Raw genomic sequence first — 22,413 nt, 5'->3', positions numbered from 1 at the left:
ATATTTACACGCACTGAAGTGCCGGAAGCCGAGGCCTAAGCCTGACTGCCTGCGCGGAAGGGGGTCATGCCATCGGTCTGCCCGGCGTAGCGAGCCTCCATCCAGGCCACGAAAGCCGCCGCATCCATCGGCCGGCTGATGAAGTAGCCCTGTGCCTGTTCGCACTGGGTCTCCCGGAGAAATCTCAATTGCTCGATTGTTTCCACGCCTTCCGCCACCACGGTCAGGCGCAGGCTGTGCGCAAGCGCGAGCACCGCACGCACGATGGCGGTGCCGTCCGCATCGACCCCGATATCTTTCACAAAGGCACGATCGATCTTGAGCGTGTCGAGAGGAAAGCGTTTCAAGTAGGCGAGCGACGAATAGCCGGTGCCGAAATCGTCCACCGAGATGTGGATACCCATTTGTTTGATGCGGGTCAGGGTGGCCTGGCTGCCCGCGCTGTCTTCCATCAGCAGGCTTTCCGTCACCTCCAGTTCCAGTTGGTTCGCGGGCAGCCCGGTGTCGACGAGGGTGGATTGGATGACTCCCGTCAGACCCGCGTCGCGAAATTGGCGCGCGGACAGGTTCACCGCCATAGTCAGGTCCAGCCCCGCGCGAGTCCAGGCCGCAGCCTGCTCGCATGCGGTTCGCAGCACCCAGGCGCCGACTGGCACGATCAGCCCCGTTTCTTCCAGCGAGGGAATGAAGTCGGCCGGAGAAACCAGCCCATTCCGCGGCGAATTCCATCGCAGCAGGGCTTCGACGCCGGTGATCAGGTCGGTGCGCAAATTCAGTTTGGGCTGATAAACCAATTCGAATTGATCCCGATCCAGCGCCTGGTGCAGCTCCGTTTCGAGCAACAGCCGTTGCTCGGCATTCGCGTTGAGATCGTCGGTGTAGAACTGGAAATTGTTGCGCCCCAGTGCTTTAGCCCGGTACATCGCGGCGTCGGCGTTGCGGATCAGGTTGTCGAGGTCGACATCGTCGAACGGGTAAACGGCAATGCCAATGCTCGCCCCCACGAAGATCTGATGGCCATCCAGATCGAAAGGCTCGGCCAGATCTAAAACAATGCGCTGGGCAATGCGCGTGATTTCGTCGATATGCTTGATGTCTTCCAGCACGATGGTGAATTCGTCGCCCCCCAGTCGCGCCACCGTGGTGCTCACCCCCTCATCCCGGGCAGATGGCAGTGCGACGGTATCGCTGAGCCGCACGTATCGCTGCAGGCGTTCCGCCACTTGCTTGAGCAACTGGTCGCCAATCGGGTGGCCCAGGCTGTCGTTGACCTGCTTGAATCGGTCCAGGTCGAGATACAGCAGGCCCACCAGATGCTCCGCACGTTGCGCCCGCTGCATGGCGCCCGCCAGGCGATCATGGAACAGCGCGCGGTTGGGGAGTCCGGTCAAATGGTCGTAATTGGCGAGATAGGCCATCCGCTGTTCAGCCCGTTTTTGCTCGGTGACATCGCGGGCGACCGTGAGCACGCAATCCTCGTCGTTGATCTCGGCCATTTCGGACGAGACCAGCATGTCCCGGTGCTCGCCGCTCTTGGTCACCAGGGTCATATCCAGGTTATGGACCGCCCGATCACTCCGCAACTGCTCTTTGGCGCGCGCCATGTTTTCCTCGTTGGCCCAGAGCGCCACTTCGCTGGGGGTCCGGCCGAGCACCTCCGATGGGGCATAGCCGGTGAGGCGGACGAAGCTATCGTTGACGTTGAGGATGCGTCCGTCCCGCACGCGGCAGATCATCACCGGATCCGGGCTGGCGTGAAAAGCCTTGCTGAAAAGCTGCTCGGACTGGCGCAGGCTGTCGAGCGCGCGGTTCAGGGCGCGCAAGGGCAATATCTTGAGCACGCCGAACACCGCCGCCGCGAGCGCCATCCCCAGCAGCGCGACCAAGCCGGTCTCCAGCAACAAGGGACGCAACGAGCGGCTCACCTCGAAATACCCGACGGTCTTGCCCGCATCGAATAAAGGCGCGCGGATGGCCAATACGGGCGGGGCCAGCTTTTCCCCGCTCGCAGCGACGGCCTGGCTGGATGCGTCCACAATGCGCCGCTGTTCGGGCAGGGTGGTTTCGGTGAGGTCTTTTCCGAGCATCTCGTTGAGCCGCAGTACCTGAAAGCGCCACATCTCGGGGTTGAGGACAATATACTGCGTGGTCTGCGCGGCGCTGTACCGCGCCTCTGCCCGCATGGCGCCGACCTGATATTGATAGGACAAACCAAAAAAGCCCGCAGGCAGGCAGAGGGCGACGATAACCGCGATGACGGTTGCAACGCGGCCAATCGTGCGGGGGAACGGGTCTTGACGTTTGACCACGGGCTAGTCGTTATTTCCCCCCTTATTTCAGGGGAAGGTAGCCGTTGTTTAACAAAATCCTGGCGCCTTGCCTGGATTGAATGAAAGCAGCAAAAGCCCGCGCCGGCTCGGACGGGTTTTGCGGCGTGATGAAATACAAGGGCTTGAAATAAGGATAACTGCCGCGCGCCAAGGCAGCCACGCTGGGCGCAAAGCCATTCAAGGGCAGCGCTTTGATTTTGCGCTGTTCGGACAAAATCAACGCCAGCGTGCTGGTGCCCAGCGCGCCCGGTATCTTCTCGATGGCATCGGCGCTGTCCTGATCGGTAATGGCGACATGCACGCCCGGGCGGGTGTAGGCGATGGCGAAGGCGCGATCGATCTCGGACGAAATAGCGCGTAGCAGCACAGTTTCGGAATCGAATTCGGGTCGCAGAACTGGCCGCAAGGGGCTGCCGTCGGGCCAGGTTTGCAGCGTGCCGCCGTAAATCCGGGCGATGTCGCCAGAGGTGAACCCGGAATGGGCGCGCATGCTGGCCAGCACCAGCGGGGTGCGGGCAACTTCCCGCTCGGCGAGCCCCTGCTCGCGCTCCGCTGGCTTCAGCGGGCGCCCACTTAATCCAATATCCAGCACCCCCGCCGCGACCGCCTTGATGCCGCCGCTGCTGCCCAAAGCCGGTACGATCACGATCCGCGTATCGGGGCGACTGGCCTGGAACGCATCGGCGAGGAGCTTCATGGTGCCCAGCGCTGAGCCGGTGCCGCCCACCTTGACCGTGTCCGCGACGGCCGGGAGCGAGGCGAACGACAAGCCCAAGAGCACGCTGGCTTGGAAGACAGTCAGTACATGATTGATATAGCGCATGCTTTACTCTTCATTCATGATTAGGTGGGTAGAGGCGAACACCCCCCTGTCCAACCACCGACGCCTCTAGTAAGGTATCGGCTGAAAAGTGTAAAGCTTAAGTCAAGGGATACTGATGCGCGCAGCGAGGATGGCGTGGCAGACTCACAACCCCAGCCGCTGCCAAATCGTGGTGCTGGGACTGGCCTGGTTCATGGTGTAGAAGTGCAGGCCCGGCGCGCCGCCGGCGAGCAGGCGGTCGCACAGGTCGGTCACCACATCCAGTCCCAAAGCTCGCAGCGACGGCAGGTCGTCGCCGTAGATCTCCAGCTTCTTTCTCAGCCAGCGTGGAATCTCGGCGCCGCAGGCGTCGGAGAAGCGCGCCAGCTGCACGTAGTTGCCGATGGGCATGATGCCGGGAACGATGGGGATGGTGACGCCCAGCGCGCGCGCGTCTTCGACGAAGTTGAAATAGGCGTCGGCGTTGAAGAAATACTGCGTGATCGCTGCATTCGCACCGGCGTCGACCTTGCGCTTGAAGTTGGCCAGGTCTTCCGTGTAGGAGCGCGCCTGCGGGTGGATTTCGGGATAGGCGGCCACTTCGATTTCGAACCAGTCGCCGGTTTCCTTGCGGATGAAGGCCACCAATTCGTTGGCGTAGTTGAATGCGCCGGCGTCCATGCTACCGGACGGCAGATCGCCGCGCAGCGCGACCAGATGGCGAATGCCCTGGCTTTTGTATTCGTTCAATATTTCACGAATGCTGTCCTCGGTCGAGCCGATGCACGACAGGTGCGGCGCGGCCTCGCTGCCGTCGGCCTGGATGTCGCGCACGGTTTCCAGGGTGCGGTCGCGGGTGGAGCCGCCGGCGCCGAAGGTGACGGAAAAGAACTTGGGATTGAGCTGCGCCAGTTGTTTTCTGGTGGCGCGCAGTTTTTCCATGCCCTCGGCGGTCTTGGGCGGGAAAAACTCAAAGCTGAATGTGCGTTCGGCCATGCATCACCCTTTTTTGTTGGGAATGAGCGCGGACAGCGCCCAGGCAATCACGCCATACAGGATCGCGCCGACCATCGCCGAAACGAAGCCGTGCACCTGGAATCCGGGGAGCAGCGCGCTGGCGAGCCAGAACAGGAAACCATTCAGCACCAGGTAGAAAATCCCCAGCGTGAGCACCGTGATCGGCAAGGTGAGGATCGCCAGCACCGGGCGCACCAGCGTGTTGATGAAGCCCAGCACCAGCGCGGCGACCAGCGCCGTGCCGAAGCCCGACACCTGAATGGTGGGCAGCAAGTACGTCACCGCCAGCAGGGCAACGGCATTCAGAATCCACAGCAGCAGTAAACGCATGGTGCGCTCCTTCAGGTGAGATCGATCAATAGCGATACTGCTCGGCCTTGTACGGACCGGTCTTGGGCACGCCGATGTAGGCGGCCTGCTGGTCGGTCAGTTCGGACAACTGCGCGTTGAGCTTCTTCAGCTGCAGGCGCGCGACCTTCTCGTCGAGATGCTTGGGCAGGGTGTAGACGCCGACCGGGTACCTGCCGGAATCACGCTCCTGCCACAACTCGATCTGCGCGATGGTCTGGTTGGCGAAGCTGGAACTCATCACGTACGACGGATGGCCGGTGCCGCAGCCGAGGTTCACCAGGCGCCCCTTGGCCAGCAGGATGATGCGTTTTCCATCAGGGAAAATGACATGGTCGACCTGCGGCTTGATCTCTTCCCATTCATAACCCTCGATGCCGGCGACGTCGATCTCGTTGTCGAAGTGGCCGATGTTGCAGACGATGGCCTGGTCCTTCATCTTCGCCATATGGTCGTGGGTGATGACATGGAAATTGCCGGTGGCGGTGACGAAAATGTCGGCTTTGTCCGCGGCGTAATCCATGGTCACCACGCGATAGCCTTCCATCGCCGCCTGCAGCGCGCAGATCGGGTCGATCTCGGTCACCCATACCTGGGCAGACAACGCGCGCAAAGCCTGCGCGGAACCCTTGCCCACATCGCCATAACCCGCGACCACAGCAACTTTGCCTGCGATCATCACGTCGGTCGCGCGCTTGATGCCATCGACCAGCGATTCGCGGCAGCCATACAGGTTGTCGAACTTGGATTTGGTGACCGAATCGTTGACGTTGATCGCCGGAAACTTGAGTTCGCCTTTGGCATGCATCTGGTACAGGCGATGCACGCCGGTAGTGGTTTCCTCGGTGACGCCCTTCATCGCGGCCAGGCGCACCGAATACCACGTCGGGTCGGCCGACAGCTTGGCCTTGATTGCGGCATAGAGCACGCGCTCTTCTTCGCTGGTGGGATGGGCCACGACTGAAAGATCCTGCTCAGCACGGGTGCCAAGATGCAACAGCAAGGTCGCATCGCCGCCGTCATCAAGGATCATGTTCGAGAAGCCGCCATCCGCCCACTCGAAGATGCGATGGGTGTAATCCCAATATTCGGTCAACGACTCGCCCTTGACCGCAAACACCGGGACGCATTCGGCGGCCATTGCTGCGGCAGCATGGTCCTGGGTGGAGTAAATGTTGCATGACGCCCAACGCACTTCCGCGCCCAATGCGGTCAAGGTTTCGATCAGCACCGCGGTCTGGATCGTCATGTGCAGCGAACCTGTGATGCGCGCGCCTTTCAGCGGCTGTGCCGCGGCGAACTCCGCGCGGATCGCCATCAGACCCGGCATTTCGGTTTCGGCAATACGGATTTCCTTACGTCCCCAGCCGGCAAGCGACAGGTCGGCGATCACGTAATCGTTAAAACTTGAGAGGATGGATACTGCATTCATGGTGAGACTCCTTGAATGGCAGCGGTCGGGTGGTTGCTCGTTCGCCCGCAAAACCGCTGCAAGTCAACGAGCGCAGTTGAAACTTCGCTCGCGCTGAGCCTGGCTATCGGTGAGATAGTCGCAGCGCTCCTCAGCACGAGGGGGCGAAGCATTCGCCCAAAATAAGGAACCGGGATTATGCCATGTTTGACTACACGCCCGCCGCCGCGCCGAACTATAAGCCTGCGGCGGCTTTGAGTTCAGCCGCCTTGTCGGTGACTTCCCAGGTGAAGTCCGGCTCGTCGCGGCCGAAATGGCCGTAACTCGCGGTGCGGGTGTAGATCGGGCGCAACAGATCCAGCATCGCGACGATGCCTTTGGGGCGCAGATCAAAATGCGCCAGGATCAACTCGACAATTTTATCCTCGGGAATTTTTCCGGTGCCAAAAGTATCGACCATCAGCGAGGTCGGTTTGGCCACGCCAATGGCGTAGCTCACCTGCACCATGCACTTGTCGGCCAAACCGGCGGCGACGATGTTCTTCGCCACGTAGCGCCCGGCATACGCCGCCGAGCGGTCGACCTTGGACGGATCCTTGCCGGAGAATGCGCCGCCCCCGTGCGGTGCAGAGCCGCCGTAGGTGTCGACGATAATCTTGCGGCCGGTGAGGCCGGCGTCGCCCATCGGCCCGCCCACCACAAAGCGCCCGGTCGGGTTGACCAGATAGCGGGTTGCAGCGGTCAACATCTCTTTCGGCAGCACCGGCTTGATGATTTCCTCGATCACCGCCTCGGACAGCTGGGCGTGCGAAATGTCGGGGTCATGCTGGGTCGACAACACGACCGTGTCGATGGAATGCGGCTTGCCGTCGACGTAACGAATCGATACCTGTGATTTGGCATCCGGACGCAACCACGGCAAGCGGCCGTCCTTGCGCAGTTCGGACTGACGCTCGGTCAACCGATGCGCAAGATAGATCGGCATCGGCATCAACACCGGGGTTTCGTTGCAGGCATAGCCAAACATCAGCCCCTGGTCGCCGGCGCCCTGGTCGAGGTTGTCGTCGTGCGCGCGGTCCACGCCTTGTGCGATGTCGGGCGACTGCTTGCCGATGGTGACCAGCACCGAGCAGGTGTTGTAATCGAAGCCGATGTCGGACGAGTCGTAGCCAATGCGCTTGATGGTTTGACGCGCGACCTGGTTGTAGTCGATCACTGCCGTGGTGGTGATTTCGCCGGCGATCACGCACAGACCCGTGGTGAGCAGCGTCTCGCACGCCACGCGCGCATGTTTGTCCTGGGTTAGAATCGCGTCGAGGACTGCATCCGACACTTGATCCGCCATCTTGTCGGGGTGACCTTCCGAAACCGACTCAGACGTGAAAATGAACTCTTTTTGCATGAATGCTCCTGTTGCCCCGGTTACTGACTGCGTAACCGACTCAGGGGACAAACAGAGCGGCGACGCTTTAGCTGTATTTATATCCCGCCCGCAAGTTGTCAAGATTAACGCGGCGGCTCTGACCAGGATGTGTGGAACACCCAAGCCGGCATTGTGCCGTGCCGCCGCCCTGGCCGTCAATCCCGCGTGATGTTCCTCTTGAAACTGCTGGCCCGCCTGCCCTTGCCCCTGTTGCATGGCATCGGCATCGTGCTGGGCTGGCTGATTTACTGGGCGCCGGGCCGTCATTCCGAACGCATGCGCAACAACCTGTTCGAAAGCGGCCTCTGCACGCCCGGACACGATTGCCGCCGCCTGCTGCGCCAGACCATCGGCGAGACGGGCAAGTCCATCGTCGAGCTGCTGCCGGTGTGGCTGCGCCCATATGACAAAGTGCTGAAACTGGTCAGGGGCACCAGCGGCTGGGAGTACATCGATGCCGCGCGCGCCGCCGGCAAGGGGGTGATCGTCATCGCGCCGCATATCGGCTGCTTCGAAATGATCAACCTGTATTACGCCGCGCGGCATCCGTTCACCGCCATGTACAAGCCGCCGCGCCAGCCGGTGCTGGACGCGCTGATGCTGGCCGGTCGCCAGCGCGGCCAGGCGACGCTGGTGCCGACCGATCTGTCGGGCGTGCGCGCCCTGCTGGCGGCATTGAAGCGCCACGAGGGCATCGGCATCCTGCCCGACCAGGTGGCGACCGGCGGCGACGGGGTATGGGCGCCATTCTTCGGCCGTCCAGCCTATACGCCGACGCTGGTCGCCAGCCTGCAACGCAAGACAGGCGCGGCGGCGTTTTTTGTCGCGGCCGAGCGATTGAGCTGGGGGCGTGGCTATCACCTGCATGTCGTTCCACTGGACACCCCCCTGCCGGAAGACAAAACCGCAGCAGCCGCCCGCATCAACCAGGGGGTGGAAGAGGTGGTGCGGCGCTTCCCCGCGCAGTACATGTGGAGCTACAACCGCCACAAGCGCCCGGGGGGCGTCGCCCTGCCGGACGATCCGCCCGAAGCATGAAACCCGCCGACGCCGACAACTTGCTGCACCCCTCCCTGATCCCGGTCTGGCTCGGCGTCGGCTTGCTGTGGCTGCTGCACTGGCTGCCGCTGCCGCTGCAGGCGGCCATTGGCAATGCTTTGGGCTGGCTGCTGGCACTGCTGCCCGGGAAGCGGCGGCACATCGCGGCAACCAATCTGGCGCTGTGTTTTCCCGAAGCTTCTACCAGAACCCGGCGCCGCTGGCTGCGACAGACCTTCCAGGCCTCGATACGCGCCGTGCTCGAGCACGGCGTGTTGTGGTGGGGTTCCGAGGCGCGCCTGCGTCGCCTGATCCAGATCGACAATCCTGAAGCCGCACGCGGCGACGGCGTCCGCCCGGTGATCTGGCTGGCGCCGCATTTTGTCGGATTCATCATGGGCGGCATGCGCTTGTCCGTGGATCAGACCGTTGCTAACTTGTATGCGCGCGCCAGGAACCCTGTCTCCAACAAAATAATGCTGCGTGGGCGCGCCCGTTTTTCCTCGCCGGTTCTGATCGAAAAGAGCGACGGCATCAAGCCCGTGCTCAAGGCGCTCAAGGACGGTCTGCCGCTTCATTACTCGCCGGATCAGGATCAGGGTCGCCTCAACGCCGTGTTCGTGCCTTTCTTCGGCATCCCTGCTGCCACCGTGTCGGCTTTGCCGCGCCTGGCAAAACTCACCAACGCCCAGATCATTCCGGTCATCACCCGCCAGTTGCCGTGGGGGCGTGGCTATCGTGTGTGCTTCTATCCACCGTGGGACAACTTCCCGGGCGACAATCTGGAAGCCGACGTTGCCCGCATGAACGCCTTCATCGAGGAGCGCATCCGCGAAATGCCAGCGCAATACTTGTGGCTGCACCGCCGCTTCAAGACCCGCCCTGCGGGTGAACCCAGTCTCTATGAATGATGCGCCGCCCAGCGTGCAGCGGCTGACGGCCACTGATGTCGACGCCGTCAGCGCGCTGGCGCGCGTGGTGTGGCAGGCCACCTATCCGCCCCTGATTTCGCAGGCGCAGATCGACGCCATGCTGGCCGACCGCTATGCGCCGGAACGCATCCGCGAGCAGCTGGGCGATTCGCTCCAGGCCTGGTGGGTGGCGCGGCAGGCTCGTGCGCTGGCCGGCTTTGCCCACGCCATCCTCGACGAATCGGGCTGCAAGCTCGACAAGCTCTACGTGCATCCTGCGCTGCAGCGTCGCGGCATCGGCTCCCTGCTGCTGCGGGCGGTCGAGGACTGGGCGCGCCGGCAGCAGGTTCGCCGCCTGTGGCTGCAGGTCAACCGCGGCAACACCCAGGCGATTGCCGCCTACGAAAAATACGGCTTCCGCATCGTCGAATCGCGCGTGTTCGAACTCGGCGACGGATTCGTGATGGACGACCATGTGATGGACCGCATGCTGTGACTTTCGCGAACCCGGACGACGACGGCCTGCGCGCCCTGCTGAAAACCGTCAAGACCATCGCCGCAGCCCGCGCGCCCGAGCTACCGGGTGGCGCAGGCGATGCAGCATTACGGCTACCGCATCGTTCCGGTGCGCCCGCTGGTGGACGCGGTGCTGGGCGAACAGGCCTATGCACATCTTGCCGACATCCCGTTCCAGGTCGATCTGGTCGATGTGTTTCGCGCCGCCGAGCACGTGCCGGCTATCGTCGCGCAATGCCTGGCGCTACACTCCATGCACCGGCCATTTTCGACGGTGCATCATTTACCGGGCGCAATCTGGGTCCAGGAAGGCATCGTGCATGAGGCCGCCGCGCAGCGTGCGCAGGCCGGCGGCATGACGGTGGTGATGGACCGCTGCATATTGAAAGACTACGTCAGGTTAATGACCGCATGAATACCCAACAGGGCACACGATTACGCTTCACCAAAATGCACGGCCTGGGCAACGACTTCGTCGTGTTCGACGGCATCAACCAGACCGTCGCGCTCACCCCCGAACAGTGCCGACGCATTGCCGACCGCCACTTCGGCGTCGGCTGCGACCAGATCCTGCTGGTCGAGGCGACCACGCGCGACGACGCCGACTTCCGCTACCGCATTTTCAACGCCGACGGCGGCGAGGTGGAGCAGTGCGGCAACGGCGCCCGCTGCTTCGTGCGCTTCGTGCACGACCACGGCCTCACCGACAAGACCGCGATCCGCGTGGAAACTGCCGCCAGCGTGATCGAACCGCGCCTGCTCGACAACGGCCTGGTGCGGGTGAACATGGGGGTGCCGCGCTTTGCGCCGGCCGAGATCCCGTTCGCCGCTGAAGCCGAGACGCTGACCTATCCGCTCAAGGTCGGCCAGCACGTCCTTGAGATCGCGGTGCTGTCGATGGGCAATCCGCACGCGGTGCTGCGGGTGAACGACCTCGACAGCGCGCCGGTGGACATCCTCGGACCCGCCATCGAATCGCATTCGCGCTTCCCGCAGCGGGTCAACGCCGGCTTCATGCAGGTGCTGACCCCGCACGACATCCGCCTGCGCGTCTACGAGCGCGGCGCCGGCGAGACCCTGGCCTGCGGCACCGGCGCCTGCGCCGCTGCGGTTGCCGGCATCCGGCAGGGCTGGCTCGCCAGCCCGGTCAGCGTGCACGCGCGCGGCGGCAACCTCGTCATCGAGTGGGCGGGTAAGGACCAGCCGGTTTACATGACCGGGCCGGCAGAAACCGTATTTGAAGGGGAGATCGAACTCTAATGGACATGCAACCCGAACACATCGCCGAGTTTCTGACCCGGCATCCCAATTTCTTCAACGACTTCCCCACCCTGCTGGCGGAACTGCATATCCCGCATCCGCACGGCACCCACGCGGTGTCGATGAGCGAGCGCCAGTTGATCGCGATGCGCGACAAGGTGCGGATGCTGGAGAACAAGCTGGCCGAGCTGATCCAGTTCGGCGAGGAAAACGACGGCATTTCGGAGAAGCTGCACGCGCTGACGTTGGCGCTGCTGGCCGCCCGCACGCCGCTGGACATCATCGCGGCGCTGGCGCTCCACCTGCGCGAGGGCTTTGCGGTGCCGCACCACGCGCTGCGAGTCTGGAATCTGCCGGCGGACACCACACCCGGCCTGACTGATCCGGTATCGCCCGCCGTGCGCGACAGCGTGGCCGCGATGGCGCAGCCGGTGTGCGGCGCGCTGGCGGTGAATGACGCCGACGACTGGTTCGGCGAAGTGTCGCCGCACCTGCGCGCGTTTGCCTGCATTCCGCTGCGGCCCACGCCTGCTGCGCCCCCCGTCGGCCTGCTGGTGCTGGCCTCGGAAGAAGCCAAGCGCTTCTACCCCAGCATGGGCACGCTGTATCTCGAACGGCTGGGCCAGCTGGTCGGTGCCGCGCTGGCGCGGATGCAGGGGTAAACCTGAATGCCTCACCACAGAGACACGGAGGCACAGGGAAAGGCAAGGAATCAATGGCTTGCCGACCCGATATCGATCCTGGTGGGCAGGGCGCAGAAACAGGGCAAAGCCTGTTTTTTTCCTCTGTGTTCTCTGTGCCTCTGTGGTGAAAGGTTTTTAGCTTGAGCGCGGTCGCTCAATATCTGCAACACCTCGCTGCCGAACGGCGGCTGTCGCCGCATACGGTCACGGCCTATCAGCGCGATCTGGCCAATCTCTCCAAATTGACTGCCGGCAAGCCGCTGGCCGAACTCTCTGTCACCGACATCCGCGGCGCCATCGTCAAGCTGCGCAGCCAGAGCCTGGCGGCCGCCAGCGTGGCGCGCCAGCTGTCGAGCTGGCGCGGGTTCTACCTCTTTGCCTGCCGCCGCCTCGGCTACGCCAGCAACCCCTGCCTCGGCCTGCGCCCGCCCAAGGCGGCCAAGGCGCTGCCGGACATCCTGTCGCCCGACACCTGCACCCAACTGCTCGACGGCCGCGGCGAGGGCGACGACGCCCTGGCCGCGCGCGACCGCGCCATGTTTGAGCTGTTCTATTCGTCCGGGCTGCGCCTGTCTGAACTTACCGGACTCGATCTCGACGACGTCAACCTGCAATCGGGCGAAGCGCAGGTTACCGGCAAGGGCCGCAAAACCCGCATCGTGCCGGTGGGACGACACGCGCTGGCCGCCCTTGCCGCCTGGCTGTTGCAGCGGCAGCCGCTTATGTCCCGCAGGGACGGTATCCCTGGGGAGGCGCGCGACACCACCGCCGCGCTGTTCATCAGCCAGCGCGGCGCCCGCCTCACCCCGCGCAGCGTGCAGCTGCGGCTCAACCGCTGGGCGCTGCAGGCGGGGCTCGGCCAGCACGTGCACCCGCACATGCTGCGCCACGCGTTTGCCACCCACGTGCTGCAGTCGTCCGGCGACCTGCGCGCGGTGCAGGAAATGCTCGGCCACGCCAGCATCAGCACCACCCAGGTCTACACCCACCTCGACTGGCAACACCTCGCCAAGGTCTACGACCAGGCGCACCCGCGCGCGCGCAAGAAAGGCTGACCGCACCCAGCCCGGAATGTGGGCAATCACTCAGCCTGACGCGACGGTTCTGCGTGCGCTTCAGAAACGGCACTTGCCGCCGATTCATTGCGTATGCGCGCTCGTCTTCTTTCCCTGTATCCCCGCCTGATGCAAAGTCTGCGACTGGCCCACCTGAGCACACAAGCTCGCGTCATGGGCACGCTCCTGCTCATCCTGATTGCAGTGTTCGCCCTGGCGGGGCAGCAGGCGCTGCAAATCGCCCGCCACGACGCCGACGCCGCATTGCGCGTGCAGGCTTCGGCACAGCTTGCGGCACTGTCGCAGGCGGTGGCCGACTCGGCGATCGTGAGCGATTACATTGCCCTGCAGGCGCAGCTGAAAACCCCGATCGCCCAGGGCAACCTGCGCTACGTGGAATACACCGCGCCCAATGGATACACCCTGCGCGAGGCGGCGCCTGCCTACCATGCTGGCCGCCCCGGCTGGTTTGCCGCGCTGACCGGCCTGTCGATTCCGGTCATGCAGGCTTCTCTCGTCATCGGCGGCACGTCCTATGGCAGCCTGGTCATTCAGCCGTCGGCCCATGCCTATGAAGATTTTCTCTGGCATCTCGGCACCCGCCTGTTCGTGCTGCTCGCTGCCGCTTTCGCCCTGCTCGGCTGGCTGACCCATGTGCTGCTGAAAATCAATCTGCACGACCTGACCCGGCTGCGCGCTACCGCGCGCCGGATCGAGACTGGGGATTACAGCGCGCGCATCCCCATTCGCGCCAGCAGCCCGCCCGAGTTGCAGCAAACCACACGCGCATTCAATCACATGAGCGCAGCCCTGGAGCGCTTGCTCACCGACCTCAACGAACAGCAAAAGGCGCTCGACAGCACGGCCAACGTGTCCGAATCCGATGTCACCGGCAACATCACCTTCGTCAACGATCTGTTCTGCAGCATCAGCGGCTATACGCGTGAGGAACTCATCGGCCAGAATCACCGCATCGTCAATTCGGGCCAGCACGATGCCGCGTTTTTCAACGACCTATGGGAAACCATCTCGAGCGGACGCACCTGGCGCGGCGAAATCTGCAACCGCGCCAAGGATGGACAACTGTTCTGGATGGCCACGACCATCATCCCGATCAGGGGCGACGACGGCCTGCCGCAAAAATACCTGTCGATCCGCTTCGACACCACGCAGCGCAAGCTGGACGAGGCTGCGCTTAGCAACGAGAAGGCGCGCTGGCAGGTCACGCTGCAGTCGATCAACGACGCGGTCATCGTCACCAACCCGCACAACCAGGTGACCTATCTCAACCCGGCCGCCGAAAACCTGCTCGGCATCGCCCTCGATGAGGCCATGCTGAGTCCGCTGAATGCGGTGATGCAACTCGACCAGCGGAGCAATGACGACGCGCCGGCCTGCTTCCTGTCGCCGGCCTCCGCGCTGCACGGCCAGACCGGCTCGGCCCAACTGCAGACCCGGTCTGGCCAGCACCTGGCCATCAGCTACAGTTGTGCGCCGCTCACCGGCCACGGTGGCCTGGGCACCATTTATGTATTGCGCGATGAAACCGAGAAAAAGCAGTTGCTCGACAGTCTGCACGAAATGGCTTTCCACGACCCCCTGACCAATTTGCCGAACCGCCGCGCAGTGGAAGGCCGTCTGCAAAGAGCCCTGCGCACCGCGCGCGATCAGGCACAGCGGCATGCGTTCTGCTACATCGACCTTGATCAGTTCAAGCTGGTTAACGATACCTGCGGCCATTCGGTAGGCGATGCCCTGCTGGTCGACATTGCGCAGACGATGAAGGAAGCCTTGTCCGACCAGGCCTATCTGGGCCGCCTGGGCGGTGACGAATTCGGTCTCATCCTGTTCGATACGCAACCCGCCGAAGCGATTCAAGTCTGCCGGCAGCTGGTGCAACGCATTCGCGATTTCCGTTTCGAGTACAAGGGCCGTCGCTTCGCCCTCGGTGCCTGCGCCGGGATCGCGCCCATCACCCAGGTGCCGACCACCGCGGGCGAACTCATGGTTCAGGCTGACATGGCATGCTATCGCGCCAAATCGGAGGGCAGCGGACGGGTCATGCTGTATGAAGCGGACGAGGTCGGGTTTCGTCGCCTGGAAGCAGAAATGGGTTGGGCGGCGGATTTCGCCCAGGCGCTCGAAGCCAATCAATTCCTACCTTATCGCCAGCTGATCCAGCCGACGTCCAGTGGCGGTCAGCCGCATTACGAAGTGCTGATCCGCTGGCAGCGCAATGGCGTGATCGAGGGGCCGGCCAAGCTGCTGCCGGCGCTTGAGCGCTACGGCCAGGCGCCCATCCTCGACCGCTGGATGGTGGAGGCGGTGGTGTCCTATCTGGCGGCGCAGCCCGACGACACCGCGGTGTACTTCATCAACCTGTCGGGCAAGACCGTGGCTGACGAGTCCTTCCTCGGCACCGTCTGTTATCTGCTCGATCACTATGGCGTGGCAGGCGAGCGCCTGGGATTCGAGGTCACCGAAACCGCCGCGGTGGTGAACCTGGAGGATGCCCAGCGCCTGATTCACGGGCTGCGCCAGCGCGGCTGCCAGTTCGCGCTGGACGATTTCGGGCGAGACGCCTCGTCGTTCTTCTATCTCAAGCACCTGCCCGCCGACTTCCTCAAGATCGACGGCGCCTTCGTGCGCGGTATGCTGGACGATCGCCGCGACCAGGCTATCGTGCGCTCGATTGCCAAGCTGGCGAGTGATTTCGGCATGTATTCGGTCGCCGAGCAGGTGGAGGACGCCGAGATGGCGGCGCTGCTGCGCGACATCGGGGTGGACTACCTGCAGGGCTACCACATTCATCGCCCGGAAGCCTTGCCCCACTGGCAGCCCGTCACCGTCTCGCAGGCGGCTGCGCCGGCGCACCACCCGCGTTCCCCTCACCTGGCCCTGGTCAAATAAGCGTCAGACAATCACCGTGTCGGAAACTCCGTCCGCCGGCGCCGGATAGCGCATCTTCAATCCTTCCAGCGCGTCGATCAGCAGGCGCGAAATCATCAAATTGCGCGCCTGCTTGCTGTTGGCGGGAATCACGTGCCAGGGTGCGTGGGCCGTACTGGTAGCCGACAGCGCGGCTTCGTAGACCGCCATGTAATCGTCCCACTGCTCGCGCACGGACAGATCGTCCGGGTGGAATTTCCATTGCTTTTCCGGATCGTCGCGTCGTTCTTCCAGACGTTTCTTCTGCTCGTTCTTCGAGATGTGCAGATAGAACTTCAGGATCGTCGTGCCGGTTTCAGCCAGCATGCGTTCAAAGTCGTTGATCTGGCGATAGCGACGCTTGCATTCGGCGGCGTCGATCCAGCCGTTGACGCGGGTAATCAGCACATCTTCGTAATGCGAACGGTTGAAGATGGCGATTTCGCCCTTGCCCGGCACATGGTGATGCACCCGCCACAGGTAGTCGCGCGCCAGTTCGTACGGCGTCGGCGCCTTGAAGCCCGCCACCCGAACCCCCAGCGGGTCGACGCCCTGGAACACGTGACGGATGGTGGAGTCCTTGCCGGCGGTGTCCATCGCCTGCAACACGATCAGCAGCTTGTTCTTGCCCTCGGCGTACAGCAGCTCCTGCAGGGTTTCCAGCCGGGCGCGGTATTCGTCCAGGCGGGCGTGCGCATCGGATTTCGGCTTGCCGATGATGTCGGTGTCGTCGGCGTCCCAGTCGGACAGCTTGACCGGGGTGCCGGGAGGAATGCGGGTGTCGGCAGGTTTCATCTTTGCGCCTCCGGCGGGATCAGCCGCATCCAGTCGCCCAGCGCCGACTGGATTTCATCCAGCGTGAGATGGCGCATCAGTGCCCGGTTGCCGGGCGCCATCTGGTCCCAGACGCAGGTCATGCCACGAAGGTCCGGCTGCGCGGCATCGCGCAGCCGGAATTCGGTCATGTAATAAAGAAAGGTGGGGCCACCGAAATCGCCGCCAATAGCGACCCCGACAAACAGCGATGGCGCTGCGGCGATGTGGCTCACGCTGCGCGTCACCCGCAGCACGTCGAAGCGGCCAGGCTGCAGCGTCTGCGGCTTGGCGCTCACCGTGTTCAGCTCCACCACGCAGAATGGGTCGTGCTCCTGCACGCCGTTGCGCGGCACGATGCGGCCATATTGCAGGCGTACCGTGGCGGCACCCGGCTCGATCGTCAGCGGCCGATTGAGCTGTGCCGTCCAGCCCGATGAATAGACGTAATAGGGCGACGCCGGGTCTGATGACCCCAGCCCCGCACACCCGCCCAGCAACAGTACCAGTCCGATCACGATGGCTTTCATCCTGTCACCTCTCGAAATATGGGGTTCAATCGCAAGCTGCAACGCGATCGAACAAAGCTTGAACCACGTGTTAATTATGGTTCAATCGGTGACGGAATGGCGCACCCGCCACGCCCTGAAACATCGGTTCCAGGCCCGGGCTTGCACCTTTGGCGCATGACGTTCAGACTGCGCCCCTTCGCACCGGCACGTCCGGGCGGTAAATTAGCCATTATTTCGACTCTCGGAGCGTCTCGATGCCCACCTCACCCAAACCCCTCACCGAAGCCGCGCTGCTGAAGATGCCGGCTTCCGCCTATATGAATGCGGACCAGCTGGCGTTCTTTCGCGCCCGCCTCGAAGCCCTGCGCGACGAAATGCTCAGCAATGCCGCCAACACCGGTGCGGTGCTGAAGGAAAACGAGAACTTCGCCGACCCCAACGACCGCGCCTCGATGGAAGAGGAACACATGCTGGAACAGCGCGTGCGCGACCGCGAACGCAAGCAGCTGAAAAAAATCAATTCCGCCCTGAAACGGATCGAAAGCGGTGAGTACGGCTGGTGCGAGGAAACCGGCGACCCCATCGGCCTGCCGCGCCTGCTGGCGCGCCCCACTGCCGAATACTCGATCGAGGCGCAGGAGCGTCACGAGATGCAGGAAAAACTGCGCGCCTGATATTTGAAGAGGTTCCCCGGGATGGATGCTCCACTGCCCATCACCCTGCTCACCGGCTTTCTGGGCAGCGGAAAAACCACCGTGCTGAATCACCTGGTGCGCACCCTGCCGCGCACCGCGATCCTGATGAACGAGTTCGGCGAGGTCGCGCTCGACCATCAACTATTGCAAAAAATGGACGGCCCGCTGGCGCTGCTCTCGGGCGGCTGCGTGTGCTGCACGATTTCGGGCAGCCTGTCGCCGACCCTGAAAAACCTGTGGATGGCGCGCCAAAAGGGCGACATCCCGGCGTTCGAGCGTGTCATCATCGAAACCACCGGCATCGCCGACCCCGCGCCGGTGCTCGACAACCTGCTGCACGACAACTGGGTGCGCGCGCGCTTCCGCCTCGACGGCGTGGTCACCACGGTCGACGCGCTGTTCGGCATGGGCCAGCTGGACCAGCACTTCGAGGCAGTGAAGCAAGTGGCGGTGGCCGACCGACTGCTCTTGACCAAGACCGACCTCACGCCCGCCGAAACGGTGGCCGCGCTGCGCGAACGGCTGGCGACGCTGAATCCTGCCGCCGACATCGTGACGGTGACGCAGGGCGAGATCGACCCCACGGCGATCCAGAACCTGGGGCTGTGGAACGCCGAAACCCGCTCGCTCGAAGTGGCGCGCTGGCTCAAGCCGCAGCGCTACCAGCCAGCCCGCGCCGGAACGCTCGGCGGCAAGCCCGCCGTTGCCTTGCACGACGCGCGCATCCAGGCATTTTCCGTGGTGCTCGACGCCCCGCTCGACCGTTACGGCCTGCAGTCGGCGCTGTCCATGCTGACCTCGTTTCGCGCCGAAAACCTGCTGCGCTTCAAGGCCATCGTGAACCTGCAGGACGAAGCCCAGCCGGTGGTGCTGCATGGCGTGCAGCACGTGCTGTATCCGGAGGTGAGGCTCGACGCCTGGCCGGACGACGACCACCGCAGCCGTTTCGTCTTCATCGTGCGCGATCTCGACCCCGAGTTCGTCGCCAAGCTGCTGACCGATTTCTCCGGCGCGGCACGCAGCCATGACGGGGCGGTGTCATGAATCTTGCGCAAAAACTCCTCGTCGGCCTGATCCGCGCGTATCAGCTGGCGCTCTCGCCCTGGCTGGGACGGCAGTGCCGCTACCTGCCGACCTGCTCGGAATACGGCAAGGAAGCCATCGAAAAACACGGTGCACTCAAGGGCAGCTGGCTCGCCGCCAAGCGCATCGGCCGCTGCCGCCCCGGCTGCGACCACGGCTACGACCCGGTACCGCCGGTCGAGCCGCGCGTGTAAAATGCGCCCCATGTTGCCGCGCCGTCTGCTTGCCTGGCTGTTTGCACTGACCCTGCTGTTCGGTCAGGCGGCGGCGTTCGCGCACGCGGTCAGCCATCTGGACAGGCACGATGGCGCACTGCCCGACAAGGTCTGCGAAGTCTGCGTCGCCCAGGCCAACCTCGGCAGCGCCGCGCCGGCAACCGTGTTCAGCCTGCCCATCGAAACCGCCTGCCACACCGAGTTGCCGGCTGCGGCGCTGCCGCTCGTCACCGCCTGTTTCAACCACGCGCAAGCCCGCGCCCCGCCTGCCACCATCTGAAATCCGGACCTGACTGTCGGCTGCCGCGAGGCCTGCCGACCGCGTTCTCGTTTTTGATGGAGCTCAACCATGTTACGACCCGCCCTGCTGGCGGCCGCGCTCGCGACCGCCTTTCCGGTTCATGCCGATGCCCAACTCGACGCCCTGCGCGCCGAGTTGCAGGAACTGAAATCCGCCTACGAAGCCCGCCTCCAGGCACTGGAAGCGAGGCTGCAACAGGCCGAAAACCAAACCACCGACGCTGCGATCAAAGCCGAACCCACCGCGCAAGCAGCCGCCCCCGCCCGTTCCGGCTTCAACCCGGATATCTCGCTCATCCTGCAAGGGCGATATGCGCATCTCAAGGATGTCGGCGAGCGCCGCATCGAGGGTTTCTTGCCCGGCGGGCACGGCGCCGACGCGGCGCGCGGTTTCTCGCTCGACGGAACCGAGCTGGTGATGTCGGCCAGCGTTGATCCCTACTTCCGGGACCTCCTCATTTTGGCCTTGCAGGATGAAGCAGCCGAAATTGAGGAAGCCTGGTTCCAGACCACCGGCCTCGGCAACGGTTTTTCGCTCAAGGGCGGACGCTTTCGCTCCGGCCTCGGCTACCAGAACGAGCAGCACCCGCACGCCTGGGATTTTGCCGACAACACCCTGATGTACCGCGCGCTGTTTGGCGAGGCCTACGGCAACGACGGCGTGCAGCTGAAATGGGTCGCGCCGACCGAATTGTTCATGGAATTCGGTGCCGAGGCCGGGCGCGGCGCCAACTTCCCCGGCACCGACCGCAACAAGAACGGCATCGGCAGCCATGCCCTGTTCGGCCACCTCGGCGGCGACGTCGGCGCCTCCAACAGCTGGCGCGGCGGGCTGTCGTATCTCGCCACCAAAGCCAGCGAGCGCGACAGCGAACTGGAAGACCTCAACGACGTGAAAGTCGAAACCCTGTTCTCGGGCACAAGCAAAACCTGGGTGGCAGACTTCGTCTGGAAATGGGCGCCCAACGGCAATGCCTCCGAGCAGCACTTCAAATTCGCGACCGAGTATTTCCGCCGCCAGGAATCCGGCCTGCTGCATTGCGACGGCGGCATCTGCAGCGTCGGCTCCGATGGCGATTACAAAGCCACACAATCGGGCTACTACGCCCAGGGCGTGTACCAGTTCATGCCGCGCTGGCGCAGCGGCTACCGCTACGACCGTCTGAACCCGGGGCCGGTCGATTTCGGCTTGAATAACGCCCATTTGCCGGTGACCGACTACAAGCCGTCGCGGCACTCGCTGATGCTCGATTACTCGCCGTCGGAATTCTCGCGCCTGCGCCTGCAGTACTCGAAGGACAAGTCGATGGAAAGCGTGAGCGAGAACCAGTGGTTCGTGCAATACATCCACAGCCTGGGCGCGCACGGCGCCCACAAGTTCTGAGGAGAACCGCATGAAACGACTGCTGGTCTTTCTCATCCTGTGGCTGCCCGTATACGCGCATGCCGCCATCAATGTCTTCGCCTGCGAGCCGGAGTGGGCCGCCCTGGCACAGGAAATCGGCGGCGACGACGTCAAGGTCTATTCCGCCACCACCGCCATGCAGGATCCGCACCGCATCGAGGCGCGGCCCAGCCTGATCGCGCAGATGCGGCGCGCGAATCTGGTCGTGTGCACCGGCGCGGAGCTGGAAGTCGGCTGGCTGCCGGTGCTACTGCAGAACGCCAACAACGCCGCGGTGCTGCCGGGGAAACCGGGGTATTTCGAGGCGGCCCGGTTTGTGCCGTTGCTGGAAAAGCCGACGCGGCTCGACCGCGCCGACGGCGACGTGCATGCCGCCGGCAACCCGCACCTCCACACCGACCCGCGCAACATTCTGCGCGTCGCCGAGGCGCTAACGGCGCGGCTGGCCGAGGTCGACCCGGCGAACGCGGCAGCGCATCGCGCGCGCGGCCAGACGTTTGCTGCGCGCTGGCAGGCGGCAATCGCGCGCTGGGAAGCCCGCGCCGCACCGCTGAAAAATATGCCGGTGGCGGTGCAGCACAAATCCTTCTCCTACCTGCTGGCCTGGCTGGGCCTGCGCGAAGTCGCCCTCCTGGAACCCAAGCCGGGCGTCGAGCCCTCGGTCAGCCATCTGGCACGGGTGGCAGCACAGCTGCAGACTACCCCGGCAAAAATGGTGCTGCGCGCGGCCTACCAAAGCCCGCGCCCGGCCGACTGGCTGGCGAGCCGCACCGGCATCCCGGCGCTGGCGCTGCCCTACACCGTGGGCGGCAACGATCGCGCGCAGGATTTGTTCGGCCTGTTCGACGACACCCTCGATCAGTTGCTGAAGGCCGCGCCATGAACCTCGCCGCGCTCGACCCCGGCCTGCTGCTGTGGCCGTTCATCGTCGGCCTGCTGGTGCTGGCCACCCACGTCCCGCTGGGGCGCCGGGTGCTGGCGCGCGGCATCATCTTTCTCGACCTGGCGGTGGCGCAACTGGCCGTGCTCGGCGTGGTCGCGGCGCACGCCCTGGGTCTCGCCGCCGACGGCTGGCCCACCCAGCTGGCGGCGGCCACCGCCGCGCTGGTCGGCGCAGCGCTGCTGGCCGGATGCGAACGGCGCTGGCCGCAGATCCAGGAAGCCCTGATCGGCTCCACCTTCGTGGTCGCCGCCAGCGCAGCGGTGCTGCTGCTGGCGGGCGACCCGCACGGCGGCGAGCACCTGGCCGAGCTGCTCACCGGGCAGATATTGTGGGCCACGCCCGCGCAGGCCATGCAGATTGCCGCGCTTTACAGCATCCTGCTGGCGTTCATGGCCTGGCGCGGCGAACGCCTCGGCGGGCGCGGGTTCTATCTGCTGTTTGCGCTGGCGATTACCGCGTCGGTGCAAGTGGTGGGGGTTTATCTGGTGTTCGCCAGCCTGATTCTGCCGGCGCTGGCGGTGCGCGATCTGTCGGCACGCCCCGGCCTGCTGGTGGGCTGGGCAGTGGGCGCACTGGCGTATGCGGCAGGTCTGACCGCGTCCGCGCTGCTCGACTGGCCGACCGGGCCCGCGATTGTCATCGCGCTCGCCGTCATTGCCCTACTTGCCGGCCGTGCGCTGCGGGTTGCTGCAAGCGGGGGACAACGCTAGTATCCATTACTGAAC

Annotated in this window: 23 protein-coding genes and 1 riboswitch; of the genes, 15 read left to right on the top strand and 8 right to left on the bottom strand. The window is 64.2% G+C overall.

Annotation, left to right across the window (positions count from 1 at the left end; genetic code table 11):
• Nucleotides 1-35 precede the first annotated feature (35 nt).
• The 6 genes from ABW22_RS07275 to metK form a co-directional block, all read right to left on the bottom strand.
• A complete protein-coding gene (locus ABW22_RS07275) occupies nucleotides 36-2,309 on the bottom strand; it encodes a putative bifunctional diguanylate cyclase/phosphodiesterase (protein WP_059754047.1) in 2,274 nt (757 codons plus the stop codon).
• Between the two features lie 22 nt (nucleotides 2,310-2,331).
• Entirely contained in the window at nucleotides 2,332-3,153 is an 822-nt protein-coding gene (locus ABW22_RS07270; RefSeq protein WP_059754045.1) for a PstS family phosphate ABC transporter substrate-binding protein, read from the bottom strand.
• A gap of 144 nt (nucleotides 3,154-3,297) precedes the next feature.
• Nucleotides 3,298-4,128, bottom strand: coding sequence for a methylenetetrahydrofolate reductase [NAD(P)H] (gene metF / locus ABW22_RS07265; RefSeq protein WP_059754044.1), 831 nt, complete (start codon nucleotides 4,126-4,128; stop codon nucleotides 3,298-3,300).
• A gap of 3 nt (nucleotides 4,129-4,131) precedes the next feature.
• Complete coding sequence (locus ABW22_RS07260) at nucleotides 4,132-4,479, bottom strand: phage holin family protein (protein WP_059754042.1); 348 nt, start codon at nucleotides 4,477-4,479, stop codon at nucleotides 4,132-4,134.
• Nucleotides 4,480-4,504: 25 nt separating this feature from the next.
• Nucleotides 4,505-5,929, bottom strand: a complete 1,425-nt coding sequence (gene ahcY / locus ABW22_RS07255) for an adenosylhomocysteinase (protein ID WP_059754040.1) — start codon at nucleotides 5,927-5,929, stop codon at nucleotides 4,505-4,507.
• A 61-nt stretch (nucleotides 5,930-5,990) separates the two neighbouring features.
• Nucleotides 5,991-6,067, bottom strand: a riboswitch (S-adenosyl-L-homocysteine riboswitch).
• Between the two features lie 76 nt (nucleotides 6,068-6,143).
• Nucleotides 6,144-7,310, bottom strand: coding sequence for a methionine adenosyltransferase (metK, locus tag ABW22_RS07250; RefSeq protein ID WP_059754037.1), 1,167 nt, complete (start codon nucleotides 7,308-7,310; stop codon nucleotides 6,144-6,146).
• 189 nt (nucleotides 7,311-7,499) lie between these two features.
• Between metK and ABW22_RS07245 the strand changes: the two genes are divergently transcribed.
• The 8 genes from ABW22_RS07245 (at nucleotide 7,500) to ABW22_RS07210 (ending at nucleotide 15,704) form a co-directional block, all read left to right on the top strand.
• Nucleotides 7,500-8,369, top strand: a complete 870-nt coding sequence (locus ABW22_RS07245; protein WP_059754035.1) for a lysophospholipid acyltransferase family protein — start codon at nucleotides 7,500-7,502, stop codon at nucleotides 8,367-8,369.
• A complete protein-coding gene (locus ABW22_RS07240) occupies nucleotides 8,366-9,280 on the top strand; it encodes a lipid A biosynthesis acyltransferase (RefSeq protein WP_059754032.1) in 915 nt (304 codons plus the stop codon). Before ABW22_RS07245 ends, ABW22_RS07240 begins: the two co-directional genes overlap by 4 nt.
• The gene (locus ABW22_RS07235) at nucleotides 9,273-9,776 is read left to right on the top strand and encodes a GNAT family N-acetyltransferase (protein ID WP_059754030.1); all 504 of its coding nucleotides are present in this window, start codon (nucleotides 9,273-9,275) and stop codon (nucleotides 9,774-9,776) included. The genes ABW22_RS07240 and ABW22_RS07235 overlap by 8 nt, the downstream gene beginning before the upstream one ends.
• 99 nt (nucleotides 9,777-9,875) lie before the next feature.
• Nucleotides 9,876-10,211: a CoA-binding protein gene (locus ABW22_RS07230; protein ID WP_419184921.1), complete on the top strand. Its 336-nt coding sequence runs from the start codon at nucleotides 9,876-9,878 to the stop codon at nucleotides 10,209-10,211.
• Complete coding sequence (dapF, locus tag ABW22_RS07225; protein ID WP_059754026.1) at nucleotides 10,208-11,056, top strand: diaminopimelate epimerase; 849 nt, start codon at nucleotides 10,208-10,210, stop codon at nucleotides 11,054-11,056. The genes ABW22_RS07230 and dapF overlap by 4 nt, the downstream gene beginning before the upstream one ends.
• Complete coding sequence (locus tag ABW22_RS07220; RefSeq protein ID WP_059754023.1) at nucleotides 11,056-11,718, top strand: DUF484 family protein; 663 nt, start codon at nucleotides 11,056-11,058, stop codon at nucleotides 11,716-11,718. The genes dapF and ABW22_RS07220 overlap by 1 nt, the downstream gene beginning before the upstream one ends.
• A 161-nt stretch (nucleotides 11,719-11,879) precedes the next feature.
• Entirely contained in the window at nucleotides 11,880-12,794 is a 915-nt protein-coding gene (gene xerC, locus ABW22_RS07215; protein ID WP_059754020.1) for a tyrosine recombinase XerC, read from the top strand.
• A 174-nt stretch (nucleotides 12,795-12,968) separates the two neighbouring features.
• On the top strand, nucleotides 12,969-15,704 hold the full coding sequence (locus ABW22_RS07210; RefSeq protein ID WP_059754016.1) for an EAL domain-containing protein: 2,736 nt from the start codon (nucleotides 12,969-12,971) through the stop codon (nucleotides 15,702-15,704).
• Between the two features lie 3 nt (nucleotides 15,705-15,707).
• Here the strand turns inward: ABW22_RS07210 and ABW22_RS07205 are convergent, their stop codons facing one another.
• Nucleotides 15,708-16,517 carry a polyphosphate kinase 2 family protein gene (locus ABW22_RS07205; RefSeq protein ID WP_059754013.1) on the bottom strand — a complete coding sequence of 270 codons (810 nt, stop codon included), beginning with the start codon at nucleotides 16,515-16,517 and terminating at the stop codon, nucleotides 15,708-15,710.
• Nucleotides 16,514-17,065 (bottom strand): hypothetical protein, encoded by a 552-nt coding sequence (locus ABW22_RS07200; RefSeq protein WP_059754010.1) that lies wholly within the window; start codon nucleotides 17,063-17,065, stop codon nucleotides 16,514-16,516. The genes ABW22_RS07205 and ABW22_RS07200 overlap by 4 nt, the downstream gene beginning before the upstream one ends.
• A gap of 236 nt (nucleotides 17,066-17,301) precedes the next feature.
• On the opposite strand from ABW22_RS07200, the gene dksA reads away from it, so the two are divergent.
• The 7 genes from dksA (at nucleotide 17,302) to ABW22_RS07165 (ending at nucleotide 22,398) form a co-directional block, all read left to right on the top strand.
• Complete coding sequence (gene dksA, locus ABW22_RS07195) at nucleotides 17,302-17,721, top strand: RNA polymerase-binding protein DksA (RefSeq protein ID WP_059754007.1); 420 nt, start codon at nucleotides 17,302-17,304, stop codon at nucleotides 17,719-17,721.
• A gap of 21 nt (nucleotides 17,722-17,742) precedes the next feature.
• Nucleotides 17,743-18,786, top strand: coding sequence for a CobW family GTP-binding protein (locus tag ABW22_RS07190; protein ID WP_059754003.1), 1,044 nt, complete (start codon nucleotides 17,743-17,745; stop codon nucleotides 18,784-18,786).
• A complete protein-coding gene (yidD, locus tag ABW22_RS07185) occupies nucleotides 18,783-19,019 on the top strand; it encodes a membrane protein insertion efficiency factor YidD (protein WP_059753999.1) in 237 nt (78 codons plus the stop codon). Before ABW22_RS07190 ends, yidD begins: the two co-directional genes overlap by 4 nt.
• Before the next feature lies 1 nt (nucleotide 19,020).
• Nucleotides 19,021-19,320, top strand: coding sequence for a hypothetical protein (locus tag ABW22_RS07180; RefSeq protein WP_162264475.1), 300 nt, complete (start codon nucleotides 19,021-19,023; stop codon nucleotides 19,318-19,320).
• Nucleotides 19,321-19,389: 69 nt separating this feature from the next.
• Nucleotides 19,390-20,724, top strand: a complete 1,335-nt coding sequence (locus tag ABW22_RS07175; protein ID WP_059753991.1) for a carbohydrate porin — start codon at nucleotides 19,390-19,392, stop codon at nucleotides 20,722-20,724.
• Nucleotides 20,725-20,734: 10 nt separating this feature from the next.
• On the top strand, nucleotides 20,735-21,628 hold the full coding sequence (locus tag ABW22_RS07170) for a metal ABC transporter substrate-binding protein (RefSeq protein ID WP_059753987.1): 894 nt from the start codon (nucleotides 20,735-20,737) through the stop codon (nucleotides 21,626-21,628).
• Entirely contained in the window at nucleotides 21,625-22,398 is a 774-nt protein-coding gene (locus tag ABW22_RS07165; RefSeq protein ID WP_059753986.1) for a metal ABC transporter permease, read from the top strand. The genes ABW22_RS07170 and ABW22_RS07165 overlap by 4 nt, the downstream gene beginning before the upstream one ends.
• Nucleotides 22,399-22,413: the final 15 nt, after the last annotated feature.

Source organism: Thiobacillus denitrificans, assembly GCF_001530125.1.
Taxonomy (GTDB): Bacteria; Pseudomonadota; Gammaproteobacteria; order Burkholderiales; family Thiobacillaceae; genus Thiobacillus; species Thiobacillus denitrificans_C.
This window is presented reverse-complemented; position numbering and strand designations above follow the sequence as displayed.